Origin of the sequence: Geodermatophilus sp. Leaf369 (genome assembly GCF_001424455.1) — a bacterium.
Taxonomy (GTDB): Bacteria; Actinomycetota; Actinomycetes; order Mycobacteriales; family Geodermatophilaceae; genus Klenkia.
The window spans coordinates 721510-737257 of sequence record NZ_LMQA01000001.1 but is presented as its reverse complement, the minus strand read 5'-3'; the positions used below and the strand labels follow the sequence as shown (position 1 = coordinate 737257).

At 75.0% G+C, this 15748-nt stretch carries 18 protein-coding genes; 11 read left to right on the top strand and 7 right to left on the bottom strand.

Annotated features, from left to right (window positions below; all coding sequences use genetic code 11):
* Positions 1 to 5: 5 nt before the first annotated feature.
* Both ASG36_RS03630 and ASG36_RS03625 read right to left on the bottom strand, forming a co-directional pair.
* Complete coding sequence (locus tag ASG36_RS03630) at positions 6 to 233, bottom strand: helix-turn-helix transcriptional regulator (RefSeq protein WP_055759557.1); 228 nt, start codon at positions 231 to 233, stop codon at positions 6 to 8.
* Entirely contained in the window at positions 230 to 646 is a 417-nt protein-coding gene (locus ASG36_RS03625; protein WP_055759555.1) for a hypothetical protein, read from the bottom strand. Before ASG36_RS03625 ends, ASG36_RS03630 begins: the two co-directional genes overlap by 4 nt.
* Positions 647 to 727: 81 nt before the next feature.
* Between ASG36_RS03625 and ASG36_RS03620 the strand changes: the two genes are divergently transcribed.
* From ASG36_RS03620 to ASG36_RS03590, 7 genes are read left to right on the top strand one after another with little or no spacing between them, the layout of a single operon-like run.
* Positions 728 to 1174, top strand: a complete 447-nt coding sequence (locus ASG36_RS03620; protein WP_055759552.1) for a nitroreductase family deazaflavin-dependent oxidoreductase — start codon at positions 728 to 730, stop codon at positions 1172 to 1174.
* Positions 1078 to 2007, top strand: a complete 930-nt coding sequence (locus tag ASG36_RS03615) for an SDR family NAD(P)-dependent oxidoreductase (protein ID WP_200944316.1) — start codon at positions 1078 to 1080, stop codon at positions 2005 to 2007. Before ASG36_RS03620 ends, ASG36_RS03615 begins: the two co-directional genes overlap by 97 nt.
* Positions 2008 to 2048: 41 nt before the next feature.
* A complete protein-coding gene (ligD, locus tag ASG36_RS03610; protein ID WP_055759549.1) occupies positions 2049 to 3011 on the top strand; it encodes a non-homologous end-joining DNA ligase in 963 nt (320 codons plus the stop codon).
* Complete coding sequence (locus ASG36_RS03605) at positions 3011 to 3763, top strand: LamB/YcsF family protein (protein WP_055759545.1); 753 nt, start codon at positions 3011 to 3013, stop codon at positions 3761 to 3763. The genes ligD and ASG36_RS03605 overlap by 1 nt, the downstream gene beginning before the upstream one ends.
* Positions 3763 to 4374 (top strand): allophanate hydrolase subunit 1, encoded by a 612-nt coding sequence (locus ASG36_RS03600; protein ID WP_055759542.1) that lies wholly within the window; start codon positions 3763 to 3765, stop codon positions 4372 to 4374. The genes ASG36_RS03605 and ASG36_RS03600 overlap by 1 nt, the downstream gene beginning before the upstream one ends.
* On the top strand, positions 4371 to 5213 hold the full coding sequence (locus ASG36_RS03595; protein WP_055759539.1) for a biotin-dependent carboxyltransferase family protein: 843 nt from the start codon (positions 4371 to 4373) through the stop codon (positions 5211 to 5213). Before ASG36_RS03600 ends, ASG36_RS03595 begins: the two co-directional genes overlap by 4 nt.
* 53 nt (positions 5214 to 5266) lie before the next feature.
* On the top strand, positions 5267 to 5608 hold the full coding sequence (locus ASG36_RS03590) for a hypothetical protein (RefSeq protein WP_055759536.1): 342 nt from the start codon (positions 5267 to 5269) through the stop codon (positions 5606 to 5608).
* Here ASG36_RS03590 and ASG36_RS03585 read toward each other — a convergent pair.
* The 3 genes from ASG36_RS03585 to ASG36_RS03575 form a co-directional block, all read right to left on the bottom strand.
* On the bottom strand, positions 5605 to 6162 hold the full coding sequence (locus tag ASG36_RS03585) for a GNAT family N-acetyltransferase (protein WP_055759534.1): 558 nt from the start codon (positions 6160 to 6162) through the stop codon (positions 5605 to 5607). The genes ASG36_RS03590 and ASG36_RS03585 overlap by 4 nt on opposite strands.
* Positions 6159 to 7679, bottom strand: a complete 1521-nt coding sequence (locus ASG36_RS03580; RefSeq protein ID WP_055759531.1) for an FUSC family protein — start codon at positions 7677 to 7679, stop codon at positions 6159 to 6161. Before ASG36_RS03580 ends, ASG36_RS03585 begins: the two co-directional genes overlap by 4 nt.
* A gap of 85 nt (positions 7680 to 7764) precedes the next feature.
* On the bottom strand, positions 7765 to 8523 hold the full coding sequence (locus tag ASG36_RS03575; RefSeq protein WP_055759528.1) for an SDR family NAD(P)-dependent oxidoreductase: 759 nt from the start codon (positions 8521 to 8523) through the stop codon (positions 7765 to 7767).
* Positions 8524 to 8622: 99 nt separating this feature from the next.
* On the opposite strand from ASG36_RS03575, the gene ASG36_RS03570 reads away from it, so the two are divergent.
* The 3 genes from ASG36_RS03570 (at position 8623) to ASG36_RS03560 (ending at position 12295) form a co-directional block, all read left to right on the top strand.
* Positions 8623 to 9216 carry a bifunctional 2-polyprenyl-6-hydroxyphenol methylase/3-demethylubiquinol 3-O-methyltransferase UbiG gene (locus ASG36_RS03570; protein ID WP_235494540.1) on the top strand — a complete coding sequence of 198 codons (594 nt, stop codon included), beginning with the start codon at positions 8623 to 8625 and terminating at the stop codon, positions 9214 to 9216.
* Positions 9217 to 9381: 165 nt separating this feature from the next.
* Entirely contained in the window at positions 9382 to 10527 is a 1146-nt protein-coding gene (sfnG, locus tag ASG36_RS03565) for a dimethylsulfone monooxygenase SfnG (RefSeq protein ID WP_055759525.1), read from the top strand.
* A gap of 148 nt (positions 10528 to 10675) precedes the next feature.
* Positions 10676 to 12295, top strand: coding sequence for an ABC-F family ATP-binding cassette domain-containing protein (locus tag ASG36_RS03560; RefSeq protein WP_055759522.1), 1620 nt, complete (start codon positions 10676 to 10678; stop codon positions 12293 to 12295).
* A gap of 2 nt (positions 12296 to 12297) precedes the next feature.
* Here ASG36_RS03560 and ASG36_RS03555 read toward each other — a convergent pair whose 3' ends face one another.
* Together ASG36_RS03555 and ASG36_RS03550 are read right to left on the bottom strand one after the other, a co-directional pair.
* The gene (locus tag ASG36_RS03555; RefSeq protein ID WP_055759519.1) at positions 12298 to 14133 is read right to left on the bottom strand and encodes a sugar phosphate isomerase/epimerase and 4-hydroxyphenylpyruvate domain-containing protein; all 1836 of its coding nucleotides are present in this window, start codon (positions 14131 to 14133) and stop codon (positions 12298 to 12300) included.
* The gene (locus ASG36_RS03550) at positions 14126 to 15010 is read right to left on the bottom strand and encodes a shikimate dehydrogenase (RefSeq protein ID WP_082522754.1); all 885 of its coding nucleotides are present in this window, start codon (positions 15008 to 15010) and stop codon (positions 14126 to 14128) included. Before ASG36_RS03550 ends, ASG36_RS03555 begins: the two co-directional genes overlap by 8 nt.
* 95 nt (positions 15011 to 15105) lie before the next feature.
* Here ASG36_RS03550 and ASG36_RS03545 point away from each other — a divergent pair, with 95 nt between their 5' ends.
* Positions 15106 to 15738, top strand: a complete 633-nt coding sequence (locus ASG36_RS03545) for a TetR family transcriptional regulator (protein WP_055759516.1) — start codon at positions 15106 to 15108, stop codon at positions 15736 to 15738.
* The last annotated feature ends 10 nt before the right edge of the window (positions 15739 to 15748 follow it).

The following is a 15748-nucleotide window of genomic DNA, read 5'->3' as shown; positions in this document are numbered from 1 at the left end:
CCACCCTAGCCCAGTTCTTGACCGATCGTTCCAGAAACCAGCTCGTCCGGGTGGAAGAGGCTCTCGATGGGCCGCTCGAACAGCGCGGAGATGCGGAAGGCCAGCGGCAGGCTGGGGTCGTAGCGCCCGGTCTCCAGCGCGTTCACGGTCTGCCGGGAGACCCCGAGGGCGTCGGCGAGCGCGGCCTGGCTCCAGCCGCGCTCCTCGCGGAGCGGTCGCAGCGAGTTCCTCACCGGGCGTTCAGCACCCCGGTCGCGACGGCCCAGCCGGCCATCCCCGCGGCGAAGACGAACCAGGGCGCCAGGAGCAGGGCCACGCCGGCCACGGCCAGCATCCCGAGCACGACGGCGGCGAGCATGGCGACGGAGAAGCCCACCGCCAGTCCGCGCAGCAGGACGAGCTGCTCGTACTCGTCGACCCGGCGCAGGTGGCGCAGCACCGCCCAGCCGATCCAGAGCGCGGGCAGCACCGGCAGGAGCGCCCAGCCGAAGCGGGCGGGGGAGTCGCCGTCCAGGTCGCCGAACGCGCCGACCAGCCCGATCACCACGACGTAGCCGACCACCCCGGGCAGGAAGTCACGCAGGTAAGCGGTGGCGCGGGAGCGGTCGCCGGCGCTGCGGCGCGGGGTGTCAAGGTCGCTTGTCATGCCCCCACCGTGTCCCGGTCGGCGCTCGGTGTCAAGCGTCCTTGACAGACAGGTCGCGCCGCGGGGTCCTAGGGTCGGGGCATGCCACTGGAAGGCGAGTACGAGCCCAGCCCCGAGAAGTGGGTCCGCGACCAGGTCGAGACCTACGAGCGCACCGGCGGCCGGGAGGCCAACACCCTCCCGAACCGCCCCGAGCCCGTCGTCGTGTTCACCACGCGTGGGGCCAAGAGCGGCAAGGTCCGCAAGAACCCGTTGATGAAGGTCGAGCACGACGGCGTCTACGCGATGGTCGCCAGCCAGGGCGGGGCGCCCAAGCACCCCACCTGGTACTTCAACCTCAAGGCCCACCCCGACCAGGTGACCGTCCAGGACGGCGAGCAGGTGTGGGACGGCCAGGCCCGCGAGATCAGCGGGGAGGAGAAGGCGGTCTGGTGGGAGCGCGCCGTCGCGGCCTTCCCCGACTACGCCGACTACCAGCGCAAGACCGACCGGGAGATCCCGGTCGTGCTCGTGGAGCCCCGGGCCTGAGCGGCGACGGGCGGGTCGTCGTCGTCACCGGTGCCTCCGACGGCATCGGCGCGGCGGCGGCCCGCCGGCTGCACCGCGACGGCGCGCACGTCGTCGTGGTCGGCCGCTCCCCGGAGAAGACCGCCGCGGTGGCCGCCGAGCTGCCCGGTTCCGAACCGCTGACCGCGGACTTCGCCCGGCTGGACGACGTCCGCGCGCTCGCGGCGGCCATCGCCGCACGGCACCCCCGGGTCGACGTGCTCTGCAACAACGCGGGCGCGTCCTTCGGCAGGCGCCGGCTCACCGTGGACGGCCACGAGACCACGTTCCAGGTCGACCACCTCGCCGGTTACCTGCTCACCCGGCTGCTCGAGCCCCAGCTGCGCGCCGCTCGCGGGAGGGTGGTGCACACGGCCTCGTTCATGCACCGCTTCGGCTGGGTGCCGCGTGGCCGGCTGGCCCGGGCGTTCGAGTCGCGTCCGCCGTACGTGGCCAACCGCGCCTACGCCAAGGCCAAGTTCGCCAACGTGCTCACGACCCGGGAGCTCGCCCGCCGATGGGGCCCGGACGTGAGCAGCACCTGCTACGACCCCGGCGCGGTCGCCAGCTCCTTCGGGGTCGCCTCGGGCGGCGTCGTCGGGCTGGCGTTCCGCACCCCGCTCACCGCGTTCTTCCGCACCCCGGCGCACGGAGCGGACACCATGGTCTGGCTGGCCACCGCCCCCGAGGGCTGGCGCAACGGCGGCTACCACGTCGACCGCTCGCCCGGCCTGACCCTGCTCGCCGCCAAGGACGACCGCCGCGCCCGCGAGCTCTGGGACCTCTCCGCCGACCTCGTGGGCCTCGCCCCCTGACGAGGAGCGCCCTTCTCGTCGGTCGCGGCTAGGTTCTGCCCATGGCGAGCAAGGCCGGCGACGCGGTCGAGATCGACGTCGACGGGCTGGACGTGCGGCTGTCCAGCCCCGACCGGGTCTACTTCCCCGCGCGCGGGGAGACCAAGCGGGACCTGCTGGAGTACTACCTCGCCGTCGGCCCCGGGATCGTGAACGCGCTGCGCGAACGGCCCTGCATGCTGCACCGCTTCCCGACGGGTGTGGACGGCGACAAGGTGCACCAGAAGCGGGTGCCGGCCGGGGCGCCGCCGTGGCTGGAGACCGTCCGGGTGTTCTTCCCCCGGTACAAGCGCACAGCCGACGAGCTGTGCGTGACCCACCTGGCGCACGTCGCCTGGGCCGTGCAGATGTCCACCGTGGAGTTCCACCCCTGGAACAGCCGACGGGACGACGTCGAGCTGCCTGACGAGTGGCGGATCGACCTCGACCCGATGCCCGAGGCCGACTGGGGCACGGTGCGGCGGGTGGCCGGCGTCGTCCAGGAGGTGCTCGAGGAGCTCGGCGCCGTCGGGTACCCGAAGACGTCGGGCGGCAGCGGCCTGCACGTCTACGTCCGCATCCCCCCGGTGCACGGGTTCACCGACGTCCGCCGGGCCGCGCTGGCCTTCGCCCGGGAGGTGGAGCGCCGCTCGTCGGACGTGACGACCACGTGGTGGCGCAAGGACCGCGACCCCAGCGCCCTGTTCGTCGACTACAACCAGAACGCCCGCGACCACACCCTCGCCGCCGCCTACTCGGTGCGCGGCAACCGCGAGGCCACGGTCTCCACCCCGGTCACCTGGGCCGAGGTCGCCGACGTCGAGCCCGGCGACTTCACCATCGCCACCGTCCCCGCCCGGTTCGCCGAGCTGGGCGACCTGCACGCCGACATCGACGAGCACCCCTTCGACCTGGCGCCGCTGCTGGAGTGGGCCGACCGCGACGAGGCCGCCGGTGCCGAGGTGCCGCCGGAGCCCGAGGCCTGATGGACCTCAACTCCGACCTCGGCGAGGGCTTCGGCCAGTGGGTGCTGGGCGACGACGACGCTCTGCTCGAGGTCGTCACCAGCGCCAACGTCGCCTGCGGGTTCCACGCCGGGGACGCGGTGACGATGCGCCGGGTGACCGCCCGGTGCGTCGAGCGGGGCGTGGCGATCGGTGCCCAGGTGGGCTACCGCGACCTGCCCGGCTTCGGCCGCCGGTTCATCGACGTCGAGCCGCACGCCCTCACCCAGGACGTGCTCTACCAGCTCGGGGCGCTGGACGGGTTCGCCCGGGTGGCCGGTGACCGGGTGCGCTACGTCAAGCCGCACGGGGCGCTCTACAACGCGATCGTCCACCACGAGGAGCAGGCGGCGGCCGTGGTCGCTGCCGTCCTCGACTACGACGCCACCCTCCCGGTGCTCGGCCTGCCGGGCTCGGTCTGGCTGCGGCTGGCCGCCGAGGCGGGGCTCACCACGATCGCCGAGGCGTTCGCCGACCGGGCCTACACCCCCGAGGGCACCCTGGTCTCCCGCCGGCTGCCGGGGGCCGTGCTGCACGACGCCGCGGAGATCGCCCGCCGCTGCGTCGCGATGGCCACCGGGCGGACGGTCACCGACGTGGACGGCGGGGAGCTGACCCTGCAGCCCGGCTCGATCTGCGTGCACGGCGACACCCCCGGGGCCGTCGACATCGCCCGGCAGGTGCGCGACGCCCTCGCCGGGGCCGGCGTGGGGCTCGCCCCCTTCGCCCGCTGATGCGGCTGCTGCCCAGCGGGGACGCCGGACTGCTGGTCGAGCTCGACGACCTGGACGCCGTCCTCGCCCTGCACCGGACGCTGGCGGCCGACCCCCCGGCCGGGGTGCTCGACGTCGTCCCGGCCTCCCGGACGGTGCTGCTCGTGCTGGACCCGGCGGCCACCACGGTCGGCACGGTCGCCGCCGCTGTCCGGGCGGCGCGGCCGACCGCGGCGGACCGGGCCGGGGGAGAGCTCGTCGAGCTGCCGGTGGTCTACGACGGCGAGGACCTGGCCGACGTCGGCGAGCTGCTCGGCTGCAGCCCGGCCGAGGTGGTCACCCGGCACACCGGGACGGAGTGGACGGTGGCCTTCGGCGGGTTCGCGCCCGGGTTCGGCTACCTGACGGCGGCCGACGGCGGCTGGGACGTCCCGCGCCGTTCGACCCCACGGACCCGGGTGCCGGCCGGTGCGGTGGCGCTGGCCGGGGAGTTCAGCGGGGTCTACCCGCGGGAGTCCCCGGGCGGCTGGCAGCTGCTCGGGCACACCGACACCGCCGTGTTCGACCTGCACCGGGAGCCCGCGGCACTGCTGAGGCCGGGCGTGCGCGTGCGGTTCGTGGACGCCCGGTGAGGGCGCTCACCGTCGTCGCCCCCGGTCCGCTGACCACCGTGCAGGACCGCGGCCGTCCCGGCCGGGCGGCCGAGGGGATCGGCCGGTCGGGGGTCTGCGACCGGGCGGCGGCGGCGCTGGCCAACCGGCTGCTGGGCAACGACCCCGACGCCGCCGTCCTCGAGGTCACCGCCGGTGGCCTCGCCGTGCGGGCCGAGACCGGGCTCTGGCTGGCGCTCACCGGCGCCCGCTGCGCCGGACCCGCCCCCCACGCCGCCCCGTTCTGGCTCGCGGCGGGGGAGGAGCTGCGCCTCGGTCCCCCCGTGAGCGGGCTGCGCACCCACCTCGCCGTCCGGGGCGGCATAGCAGTCGACCCGGTGCTGGGATCGCGGTCCACCGACCTGCTGTCCGGACTGGGCCCGCCGGTGCCCACCGCCGGTGACGTGCTGCCGGTCGGTGCGGCCCGGGGCGAGCCGGGGACGGTGGACGTCGTCGGTGTCGCCGATCCGCCCGCCGGCGAGGTCAGCGTCACCGTGCTGCCCGGCCCGCGCGCCGACTGGTTCACCGACGAGGCGCACGCCCTGCTGACCGGCACCGGGTGGACGGTCACCGGCGACGGCAACCGGGTGGGCCTCCGGCTGGCCGGACCCGAGCTGACCCGCGGCCGCACCGGGGAGCTGCCCAGCGAGGGCATGGTGCGCGGTGCGCTGCAGGTGCCGCCGTCCGGGCAGCCGGTGCTGTTCCTCGCCGACCACCCGGTCACGGGCGGCTACCCGGTGATCGGCTACGTCGCCGAGCCCGACGTCGACCGCTGCGGGCAGCTGGCCCCGGGGCAGACCCTGCGGTTCCGACGCCGCTGACGGGCGGTCGACGGGTGTTGACGCACCCCGGCCGGCCCGCCACGATCCGGTGCGTGGACGTCCTCGACCGCCCCCGGTGGCGCACGGTGCCGACGGCGGCGCTCGTCGTCCTCCCCGCCCTCGCCTACGCCCTGGTCGTGCTGGCTCCCTGGCTCCTCGGCGACCGGTCCCCGCGGGAGACCGGCAACCTGGTGGCGGTCGTGGTCACCGCCTTCGCCCTGCTGGGTGCCGTGGTCGCCGGCGCCGTCAGCCTCACGGTCCTCGTCGCGCACGCGCGGGGCCGCGAGCGAGTGGGCCTCCTCCGGTGGTCGGCCGTCGCGGTGACGTCCGCCGTCGTCCTGGCGTGGCTGCTCACCCCCACGGCCGGGGCGCTGGTCACCGCCGCGCTGGACTAGCCGGGTCGCGTGGCGGTGAAGGCGACGACGTCGCGGAACCGTCCGCCGATCTCGTGCGCGCCCGGGAGCAGCGCCCCCTCGGCGTAGCCCGCGGCCAGCGCCACCCGGCGGGACGCGGCGTTCCACGGCTCGACGTGCAGCTCGACCCGCTGGACCGGTGGCCGGGTCCAGGCGAACGCGGTCACGGCCCGCAGCGCGTCGGTCGCCACCCCGCGCCCGCGGTGCTCGGGCACCACGGCGTACCCGGCCGTCGCCGTGCCCGTCCCGACGTCCCGCAGCCAGAGGCCGCACGCACCCAGGCAGGCGTCGGTGGTCGCGTCGGCCACCGCGAAGGAGAAGCCGGCCCGTTCGGCGAGCCGGCCGTGCTGGGCCGTGATCCACGCTGCTGCCTCCTCGGCGCAGGCGTCGAGCACGAGCGAGCCGATCTGCGGCACGTACGGGTCACGGGCCAACGCCTGGACGGCGGCGACGTCGGCGTCGGTGAACGCCCGCAGCCGCACACCCCCGGACGCGGGTGCCCGGGCCGGCCACACCCAGGTCGGGTCGGGCGTCACCGGGCGCCGCCGGGCCCGAGGTCGCTGACCACCCGGGCGGCGAGCACCTGCTCGAGGTGGGCCTCCCCGCGGGCACGGGTGCCCAGCAGACCCCAGCCCAGGTCGGCGGTCCACCGGCCGCGGCGCAGCCAGGCGTCGGTGCCCGGCGCCGGTCGCAGCTCCGCTCGAGACGCGGTCGCGATCTCGTGGAGCAGCAGCAGCGCGTCGTGCAGGGCGGGCTCCGTGGTGCGGCCCTCGACGAGCCCGCGCACCCGGTCGCCGGCGGCCTCGACCGCGCCGGGCAGCCGACGGCTGGCCGACCGGGGCGCCAGCAGCAGACCGGCGGCCAGCGCCAGCACGATGCCGACCACGGTCTCGGCCAGCCGGGTGGTGACGAGCTCCGGTCCGGTCCGCTCGGGCACCCCGACGTGGACGAGCATCAGCGACAACGGGGTGATGAAGGAGACCGCCAGCACGTACTGGTGGGCGATGAGCAGCTCGACGCCGACCAGCAGCAGCCCGACCGCCACGATCTCGGCCCCCACCGGCAGGTCGGCGGCGAACAGCAGTGCGGCCACGCCGATGCCCAGCAGCGTCCCGGTCACCCGGTGCCCGGCCCGGGCCCGGGTGTTGCGCGCGTCGGTGCCCAGCAGCACGGCGACCGCGGTCGTGCAGGCCCAGTAGGTGCTGGACAGCCCCAGCAGCCCGGCCACCAGCCCGGCGGCGCTGACGCCCGCGCCGATCCGCAGCGAGGTCCAGACCCACGGCGGCACCGGGCGGACGGCGAGCACGGCGCCCGGGGGCGGCGGGCCGGGGGAGTCGGCCAGCGGGAGCTCGTGCAGGAAGCGCTCCTCGACCTCGGCCAGCGCCGGTCGCAGCGACGGCCGGCGGCGGCTGCCCCGGGACACCGCGGCGTCGGCCACCCGGACCGCCCGGGCCACCACGGCGGGCCGCACGGAGCGGTCGCCGGAGACGGCGGCACGGGCCGCGGCGAGGGCGCGCCGTTCGGGGCCCGCCGGGTCCCAGACCCACGGCAGCATGACGACGAGCCAGGCCAGCGTCGCCCCCGCGGCCGCGGCGGCGACGTGCTCGGCGAGCACCTCGGGCGTGGCGCCCAGCGCACTGGCGCTGCCACCGACCAGCACCACCCCCAGGGGGCCGGGCGGGCCGACCCGGAAGACCGCCGTGGCTGCCGTCGCCGCGGCCGCCAGCACACCCAGCAGGACGGCGAGCAGCAGCGGACTGCCCCCGGTGAGGCCGCCGGCCGCGACGGCCAGCACGAGCACCAGCCCGCAGGCGGCGACCACCCCGGCCCGTCGGCGGTACGGGAGGGTGCTGCCGTAGATCGCGGTCAACCCGCCCAGGGCCGCCGCCGAGCCCAGGTCGGGGTGGCCCAGCGCCACGCCCAGGGCCAGCGGGAGGGACACCGAGACCCCGGCCGACACCGCCTTGCGACCACCACCGGCCCACAGCGCAGCGGCAGACGGCGGTCGGGACCCCAGCAGGTGCGGCACGGCACGGCGGACGGGGGAGGACACCCGGGCATCCTCGCCGTCCGCGCGCCGCGCCGTCGCCGGTCGGCCACCGCTCACCGGAAGACCGCGACCACCGTCACGGTGCGCCTCAGCGGGCGAGCAGGCCGCCGTCGAGGGGGTAGTACGTGCCGGTCGCGAAGGACGACGCGTCGCTGGCCAGCCAGGCCACCAGCTCGGCGACCTCCTCCGGGGTGCCCAGTCGGCCCAGCGCGTGCTGCGAGGCGAGCCCGGCGCGGGCCTCCTCGCTCATCGACGAGATCAGCAGGGGGGTGCTGATGAAGGCCGGGCCCACCGCGTTGACCCGGATGCCCTCGGTGGCGTGCGCGAGCGCGGCGGCCTTGGTCAGCCCGACCACGCCGTGCTTGGCGGCCACGTAGGCCGGTGCGGTCTCGATGCCGACGGCCCCGAAGACGCTGGCCATGTTGATGATCGACCCGCCGCCACCGGCGAGCATCGCCCGCGTCTCGGCGCGCACGCCGTAGAAGACGCCGTCCAGGTTCACCGACAGCACCTTCCGCCAGTCGGCGGTGGAGTACTCGTCCACGGTCTGCGCCGGGCCGCCGATGCCCGCGTTGTTCACCGCGACGTGCAGCCCGCCCAGCTGGGTGACGACGTCGGCGACGAGGGTGTCGACGGCGTCCGGGTCGGAGGAGTCGACGCCGAACGCGAGCGCCCGGCCGCCTGCCCCGGTGATCTCGGCCGCGACGGCCTGCGCCTTCTCCTCGGCCAGGTCGGCGACCGCGACGGCGGCGCCGCTGCGCGCCAGGGTGAGCGCCACGGCGCGGCCGATGCCCGACCCCGCCCCGGTCACCAGCGCGACCTTGCCGTCCAGTTCGTAGTGCACCACGTCGATCTCCTCCCACCCGGGGCGTCTCTCGTCCCGCTCACCTCCTCCCTGCCCACCTCCGCGCGGGACGGCACTGTCTCGTCGGACACCGTGCGTAGCGTGCGCGGTGTGCAGGCACAGGACTGGGACGCCCGGTACGCCGAGAAGGCCCAGTGGTCGGCCGAGCCGAACGCACTGGTCGCGCAGCTGTGTGCCGACCTCAAGCCCGGGACGGCGGTCGACCTGGCCGCCGGGGAGGGCCGGCACGCGCTGTGGCTGGCCGGTCGGGGCTGGCGGGCCACCGCCGTCGACTTCTCCGCCGTCGGCCTGGACCGCGGCCGCACCGCCGGGCACGGGGACGACGTCACCTGGGTGGTCGCCGACGCCACCACCTGGACGACGGCCGAGGGCAGCCTGGACCTGGTGCTCGTCGTCTACCTGCACCTCCCCGAGCCCGAGACCGTCGCGCTGCTCACCCGGGCGGTGGCGTGGCTGCGGCCCGGCGGCCGGCTGCTGGTGCTCGGCCACGACGTGGACAACGTCGCGCACGGCGTCGGCGGCCCCCAGGACACCGCGATCCTGCACTCGGTCGAGCGGCTCGCCCCGGTGGCCGCCCTGCTGGACGTCGACCGGCTCGAACAGCTGCCCCGGGAGACCCCGGCGGGCACCGCGCTGGACACCCTGCTGTGGGGGACCCGACCCGTCTCGGGGTGAACAGCACCAGGTCGGTGTGGTTTCCTCGACCCGTGCCCACCAGCGAGCTGACGCGTCGCCGCGTCATCGACTACGCCCTGGTCTGCACCTCTGCCTGTCCGCGCTGAGCGTTCGCTCCCGGACCCGCCTCCGCACGTCCCCCACCTCCCCGAGGACACCCCTGCCATGAGCGCACCCACCAGCCCGGCCGACGAGCTCGCTGCCGCGAAGTTCGCCTACTGGGTCCCCAACGTCAGCGGCGGCCTGGTCACCTCGACCATCGAGCAGCGCACCGACTGGGGCTTCGACTACAACAAGAAGCTCGCCCAGACCGCCGAGGCGGTGGGCTTCGAGTACGCCCTCTCCCAGGTGCGCTACATGTCCAGCTACAGCGCCGAGTTCCAGCACGAGTCGGTGTCCTTCTCCCTCGGGCTGCTGCTGGCCACCGAGCGGATCAAGCTCATCGCCGCCGTGCACCCCGGCATGTGGCAGCCCGGAGTGCTGGCCAAGCTGGGCGCCACCGCCGACATCATGAGCAACGGCCGGTTCGCCGTGAACGTCGTCTCCGGCTGGTTCAAGGGCGAGTTCACCGCCATGGGCGAGCCGTGGCTCGAGCACGACGAGCGCTACCGCCGCAGCGAGGAGTTCATCTCCGCGCTGCGCGGCATCTGGACCGAGGAGGGCTACACCCTCGGCGGGGACTTCTACCGGTTCCGCGACTTCGACCTCAAGCCCAAGCCGCTCACCGTCCCGGGCCGGCCGCACCCGGAGATCTTCCAGGGCGGCAACTCCACGGCCGCCCGGGCGATGGCCGGTCGGGTCTCGGACTGGTACTTCTCCAACGGCAAGGACCTGGCCGGCATCGACGAGCAGATCCGCGACGTCCGCGCCGTGGCCGACCCGCTGGGCCGCCGCGTCCGGTTCGGGCTCAACGGGTTCGTCATCGCCCGCGACACCGAGGCCGAGGCGCACGACACCCTGCGCGAGATCGTCGCCAAGGCGAACAAGCCCGCCGTCGAGGGGTTCCGGGACGCCGTCCAGCAGGCCGGCAACTCGACCGGGGACAAGAAGGGCATGTGGGCCGACTCCTCCTTCGAGGACCTGGTCCAGTACAACGACGGCTTCAAGACCAACCTGATCGGCACCCCGGAGCAGATCGCCGAGCGGATCGTGGAGTTCCGCCGGCACGGGGTCGACCTCTTCCTCTGCGGCTTCCTGCACTTCCAGGAGGAGATCGAGTACTTCGGCGCGAAGGTGCTGCCGCTGGTGCGCGAGATGGAGGCCGCTGCCGGCTTCGCCCCGACGGAGTTCCAGCCCGCCACCACCGTCTGAGCCCGGTACGGTCCGGGCGTGATGAACCGGGACCGTCAGCGCTGGGTGGCCGGCGTCGTCGTCCTGGCGATGGTGCTGGCCGCCGGCGCCGTGGTGTTCTCCATCCTGCTGACCTGACCCCGCCACGGCGTCCGGGACACTGGACGCCGTGGGATACGTCGACGTCACCGGGATCCGGTTCACCCTGCCCGACGGACGGGTCCTGCTGGACGACGTCTCCTTCCGGGTGGGGGACGGCGCGGTCGCCGCGCTGGTCGGGGAGAACGGCGCCGGCAAGACCACGCTGCTGCGGATCATCACCGGCGACCTGACCCCGGACGCCGGTTCGGTCGCCCTCGTCGGCGGGCTCGGCGTGATGCGCCAGTTCATCGGCTCGGTGCGCGACGCCACGAGCGTGCAGCAGTTCCTCGTCGACCTGGCCCCGCCCGCGGTCAGCGCTGCCTGGCACGCCGTCGAGGCCGCCGAGCTGGCCATGATGGAGGCCGACGACGAGCCCACCCAGATGGCCTACGCGAACGCGCTGGGCACCTGGGGCGACGTCGGCGGCTACGACGTCGAGGTCACCTGGGACACCGTCACCGTCGCGGCTCTGGGCGTGCCCTACGAGCAGTGCAAGTACCGCGAGCTGCAGACGCTGTCCGGTGGCGAGCAGAAGCGGCTGGCCCTGGAGTGCCTGCTGCGCGGCCCCGACCAGGTGCTGCTGCTCGACGAGCCGGACAACTACCTCGACGTCCCGGGCAAGCGCTGGCTGGAGGAGCGGCTGCGGGAGACCCGCAAGACCGTGCTGTTCGTCAGCCACGACCGGGAGCTGCTGGACACCGTGGCCACCCGGGTGGTCACCGTCGAGGGCGGGACGGCGTGGGTGCACGGCGGCAGCTGGGCGGCCTACCCGGCCGCCCGGGACGCCCGGCACCAGCGGATGGCCGAGCTGCGGCTGCGCTGGGAGGAGGAGCACCAGCGGCTGGTCGACCTCACCCGCACCATGCAGCAGCAGGCCGCGAACTCCCCGGACATGGCCAACCGGTACCACGCGATGCAGACCCGGCTGGCCAAGTTCGAGGCCGCCGGGCCGCCCCCGGAGCGCCCGCCGCAGCAGGAGGTGGCCATGCGCCTCAAGGGCGGGCGCACCGGCGTGCGGGTGCTGGTCGCCGAGGAGCTGGAGCTGACCGGGCTGATGAAGCCCTTCGACGTCGAGCTGGACTACGGCGACCGGGTCGCGGTGCTCGGCTCCAACGGGGCGGGCAAGTCGCACTTCCTGCGGCTGATGGCCGGGCAGGAGGTCACGCACACCGGCAGCTGGAAGCTGGGCGCCCGCGTCGTCCCCGGCTTCTTCGCCCAGACCCACGCGCACCCGGAGTGGATGGAGCGCACCCTCACCGACCTGCTCTGGCACGGCGAGCCCGGACGACCGGGCATCGACCGCGGCCGGGCGATGGCCGTGCTGCGCCGCTACGGCCTGGCCGCGGCCGGCGACTCGCTGTTCCGGTCGCTGTCCGGCGGGCAGCAGGCCCGGTTCCAGGTGCTGCTGCTGGAGCTCTCCGGGGCGACGTTGCTGCTGCTCGACGAGCCGACCGACAACCTCGACGTGCTCAGCGCCGAGTCGCTGGAGCAGGCGCTGGCCGCCTTCGACGGGACCGTCGTCGCGGTCACCCACGACCGCTGGTTCGCCCGCTCCTTCGACAGGTTCCTGGTCTTCGGCTCCGACGGCCGGGTGCGCGAGACCCCGGAGCCGGTCTTCGACGAGGCGCGGGTGCAGCGCACCCGCTGAGCTCAGCCGCCGGTGCGGGCCCGTCGGTGGGCGGCCATCCGGACCGGGGAGTTGACCGCCCCGTACCCGTCGTAGCCGGTCAGCCGCTGGACCATCTCGAAGAACACCCGCCCGCCCAACACCTCGGTGTAGAGGTGCAGGAACGCACCCGTCACGTCGGCGTCGTAGAACAGCCCGTGCTCGCGCAGGTCGGCCAGCAGGCCGGGGTCCAGCTCGAGCCGGTCGTCGAGGTCGTCGTGGTAGTTCGCCGGGACGGCGAGCAGCGGTGCGCCGGCCGCGCGCACCGCCCGGGCGGTGGCGACGACGTCGTCGGTGGCGAACGCGACGTGCTGCGGGTCGGGCACCCCCGGTGCCCAGCCGCCGCCGCGGCGCAGCAGGGACACCGACAGGGCCAGCCGGACGTCGCGGCCGGGCGTGGTGACCCCGCGGGAGCGGACCAGCCCGAACGGCGCGGCCACCTCGGCGCCCGCCTCGGGCAGCAGGCCCAGCACCGAGCGGTAGAACAGCCCGGCCTCGTCGTAGGCGTCGAAGGGCTGGGTGAGCCCGACGTGGTCGGTGCCGGTGAGCCCGGCGCCGGCCGCGGTCTCCCCGGTGGCGAGGAAGTCCGCCGGCCAGCCGTCCGGGCCGGTGCGGGCGAAGAACACCTGGGTGCCGTCCGGGGCGGCGACGGCGGACAGCTCGGCCTCGGCCCGGCCCCGGGTGCGGGGGAGCACCGGGGCCAGCAGTGCCTCGGCGCGGGCCGCCGAGCCGGTGGGGTCGGTGGACTCCAGGGCCAGCGCGACGACGGCGGCCTCGCCCGAGCCGGCCGACCGCGCGGCGCCGGCGTTGAGCAGCACCCGGGCGGTGCCCTGCTCCCACAGCTGCACCGGCTTGGAGCGGTGCTGGCCGGTGTGCGCGAAGCCCAGCCGGTCGAGGACGTCGGCGACCACGGGACCGGAGACGCCGTCCACGGCGAGCTCGGTGAAGGCGTGCCCGGTCAGCGCCGGCGCGGTGGGCAGCACCAGCGGGTCGACCGGCAGCGCCTCCTCCAGCGCCAGCAGCGAGCGCATCGCGTCGACCGCGGTGCGGGCCGGGTCGGCCTGCCGGAAGACGTCGTTGAAGACCTCCAGCGACAGCGGTCCGGTGTACCCGGCGGCCAGCACGTGGCCGAGGAAGGCGGGCAGGTCGAACGCGCCCTGGCCCGGGAAGAGCCGGTGGTGCCGGGACCACTGCAGCACGTCCATGTCCAGCTGCGGGGCGTCGGCCAGCTGCAGGAAGAACAGCTTGTCCGCCGGCACCGCGGCGAACCCGGCCGGGTCGCCGCCACGGGAGAGCACGTGGAAGGAGTCCAGGCACAGCCCGAGCGCGGGGTGGTCGGCGCGGGCGACGACGTCCCAGCTGTGCTCCCAGGTGGACACGTGGGTGCCCCAGGCCAGCGCCTCGTAGGCCAGCCGGAGACCGCGGTCGGCGGCGAGCTCCGCGGTGGCGTGCAGCTGGGCGGCGAGCTCGTCGTCGTCGGTGACCGCGGTGGGGGAGACCGCGGAGCAGACCAGCACGGTGTCCACGCCGAGGGCGGCCATCACGTCGAACTTGGCCCGGGCCCGGCGCTGGTTGCGGGCGACCGTGGCCGGGTCGGTGGAGTCCAGGTCGCGGAAGGGCTGGTAGAGGTCGATCGACAGGCCGAGGTCGGCGCACCGGGCGGCCAGCTCGGCCGGCGCCCACGGTGCGGCCACCAGGTCGGGTTCGAACACCTCGATGCCGTCGAACCCCGCACCCGCGGCGGCGGTGAGCTTGTCCTCCAGCGTCCCGGACAGGCAGACGGTGGCGACGGCGCGCCGGCGGGTGGACCGGTCAGCCAACGGGGGAGTCCGCAGGGTCGACCAGGGTGGCGAAGTGGGCGAGCATCCGGTCGGCGTCGGGCTCGAGCCCGGTGAACAGCCGGAAGGAGTCCACGGCCTGGAACACCGCCATCCCGCCGCCGTCGAGCACCCGGCAGCCGTGCCCACGGGCGGTGCGCACCAGCTCGGTCTCCAGCGGGCGGTAGACGATGTCGGCGACCCACAGCTCGGGACGCAGCAGCTCGGCCGGCACCGGGGAGCCGGGGTGGGCGGCCATGCCGGTGGGGGTGGCGTGCACCAGCCCGTCGGCTGCGGCCAGCGCGGTCGCGAGCCCGGTGAGGTCCCCGCCGTCCGCCCGGCCGGGGCCGAACCGCTGCTGGAGCGCACCGGCCAGGGCGGTGGCCCGCGAGGCGTCGACGTCCAGCACGGTCAGCCGACCGGCGCCCAGGGTGAGCAGCGCGTGCGCGACCGCGGCCCCCGCCCCGCCGGCGCCCAGCAGCACGACCCGGTCCATCGCGGCGTCGGGCAGCCCGCGGTCGACGTTGCGGGCGAAGCCGGACCAGTCGGTGTTGTGCCCGACGGCCCGGCCGTCGGTGAAGACCACCGTGTTGACCGCACCGAGGGCCTCGGCATCGGGGGACAGCTCGTCCAGGTGCTCGATCACCAGCTGCTTGCAGGGGTGGGTCACGTTGAGCCCGTCGTAGCCCGCCAGCTGTGCGGCCCGGACCAGCTCGCCGACCTGCTCGGGGGCCCTGCCCAGGACGTCGATGTCCAGCCGGCGGTAGACGTGGCGCAGACCCAGCGCGTCGGCCTCCGCCTCGTGCAGGGCCGGGCTGAGGGAGGGCCCGATGCCCGAGCCGATGAGTCCGACGACGATGCCGGGACGGGCTGGGCTCACGAGCGACCTCCGTATGTACCAACTGGTGAGTTGACTGGCTCCAGGACACCACACCGTGACGCCGGGCACCACCCCCCGGGCCTAGGCTCGCCCCCGTGACCGAGACCCCCGAGCGGACCCGGGACGCCGAGCGGACCCGGGCGGAGATCCTCGCCGTGGCCACCGAGGAGTTCGCGCACTCGGGCTACGCCGGGGCCCGGGTGGACGTCATCGCGGCGAAGACCAGCACCACCAAGCGGATGATCTACTACTACTTCGGCGGCAAGGAGCAGCTGTACGTCGCAGCTCTCGAGGCGGCGTACACGCGCATCCGCGGCCTGGAGCAGCAGCTCGACGTCGAGCACCTCGACCCCGTGGAGGCCATCCGCGAGCTGGCCGGGCTCACCTTCGACCACCACGAGGCCCACCCGGACTTCATCCGGCTGGTCAGCATCGAGAACATCCACCACGGCGAGCACATCGCCGGCTCCGCGGTGCTGTCGAACCTGGCCAACCCGGCCCTCGACGTCCTCGGCGCGATCCTGGACCGCGGGCGCGCGGCGGGCCTGTTCCGGGCCGACGCCGACGCCCTCGACGTCCACCAGGTGATCAGCAGCTTCTGCATCTTCCGGACGGCGAACCAGCACACCTTCGGCGCCCTCTTCGGCCGCGACATGCTCGCCCCCGAGCTGCGCCGACGCCAGCGCGCGCTCCTGACCGACCTGGTGACCGACTACCTGGTGGTGTAGCTCCGCGGAC

Excerpts from the sequence above, each read along its gene's own strand:
- ASG36_RS03605 (WP_055759545.1), top strand. The coding sequence starts at position 3,011 with ATGGACCTCAACTCCGACCTCGGCGAGGGCTTCGGCCAGTGGGTGCTG.
- sfnG (WP_055759525.1), top strand. The coding sequence starts at position 9,382 with ATGAGCGCACCCACCAGCCCGGCCGACGAGCTCGCTGCCGCGAAGTTC.
- ASG36_RS03625 (WP_055759555.1), bottom strand. The coding sequence starts at position 646 with ATGACAAGCGACCTTGACACCCCGCGCCGCAGCGCCGGCGACCGCTCC.
- ASG36_RS03600 (WP_055759542.1), top strand. The coding sequence starts at position 3,763 with ATGCGGCTGCTGCCCAGCGGGGACGCCGGACTGCTGGTCGAGCTCGAC.
- ligD (WP_055759549.1), top strand. The coding sequence starts at position 2,049 with ATGGCGAGCAAGGCCGGCGACGCGGTCGAGATCGACGTCGACGGGCTG.
- ASG36_RS03620 (WP_055759552.1), top strand. The coding sequence starts at position 728 with ATGCCACTGGAAGGCGAGTACGAGCCCAGCCCCGAGAAGTGGGTCCGC.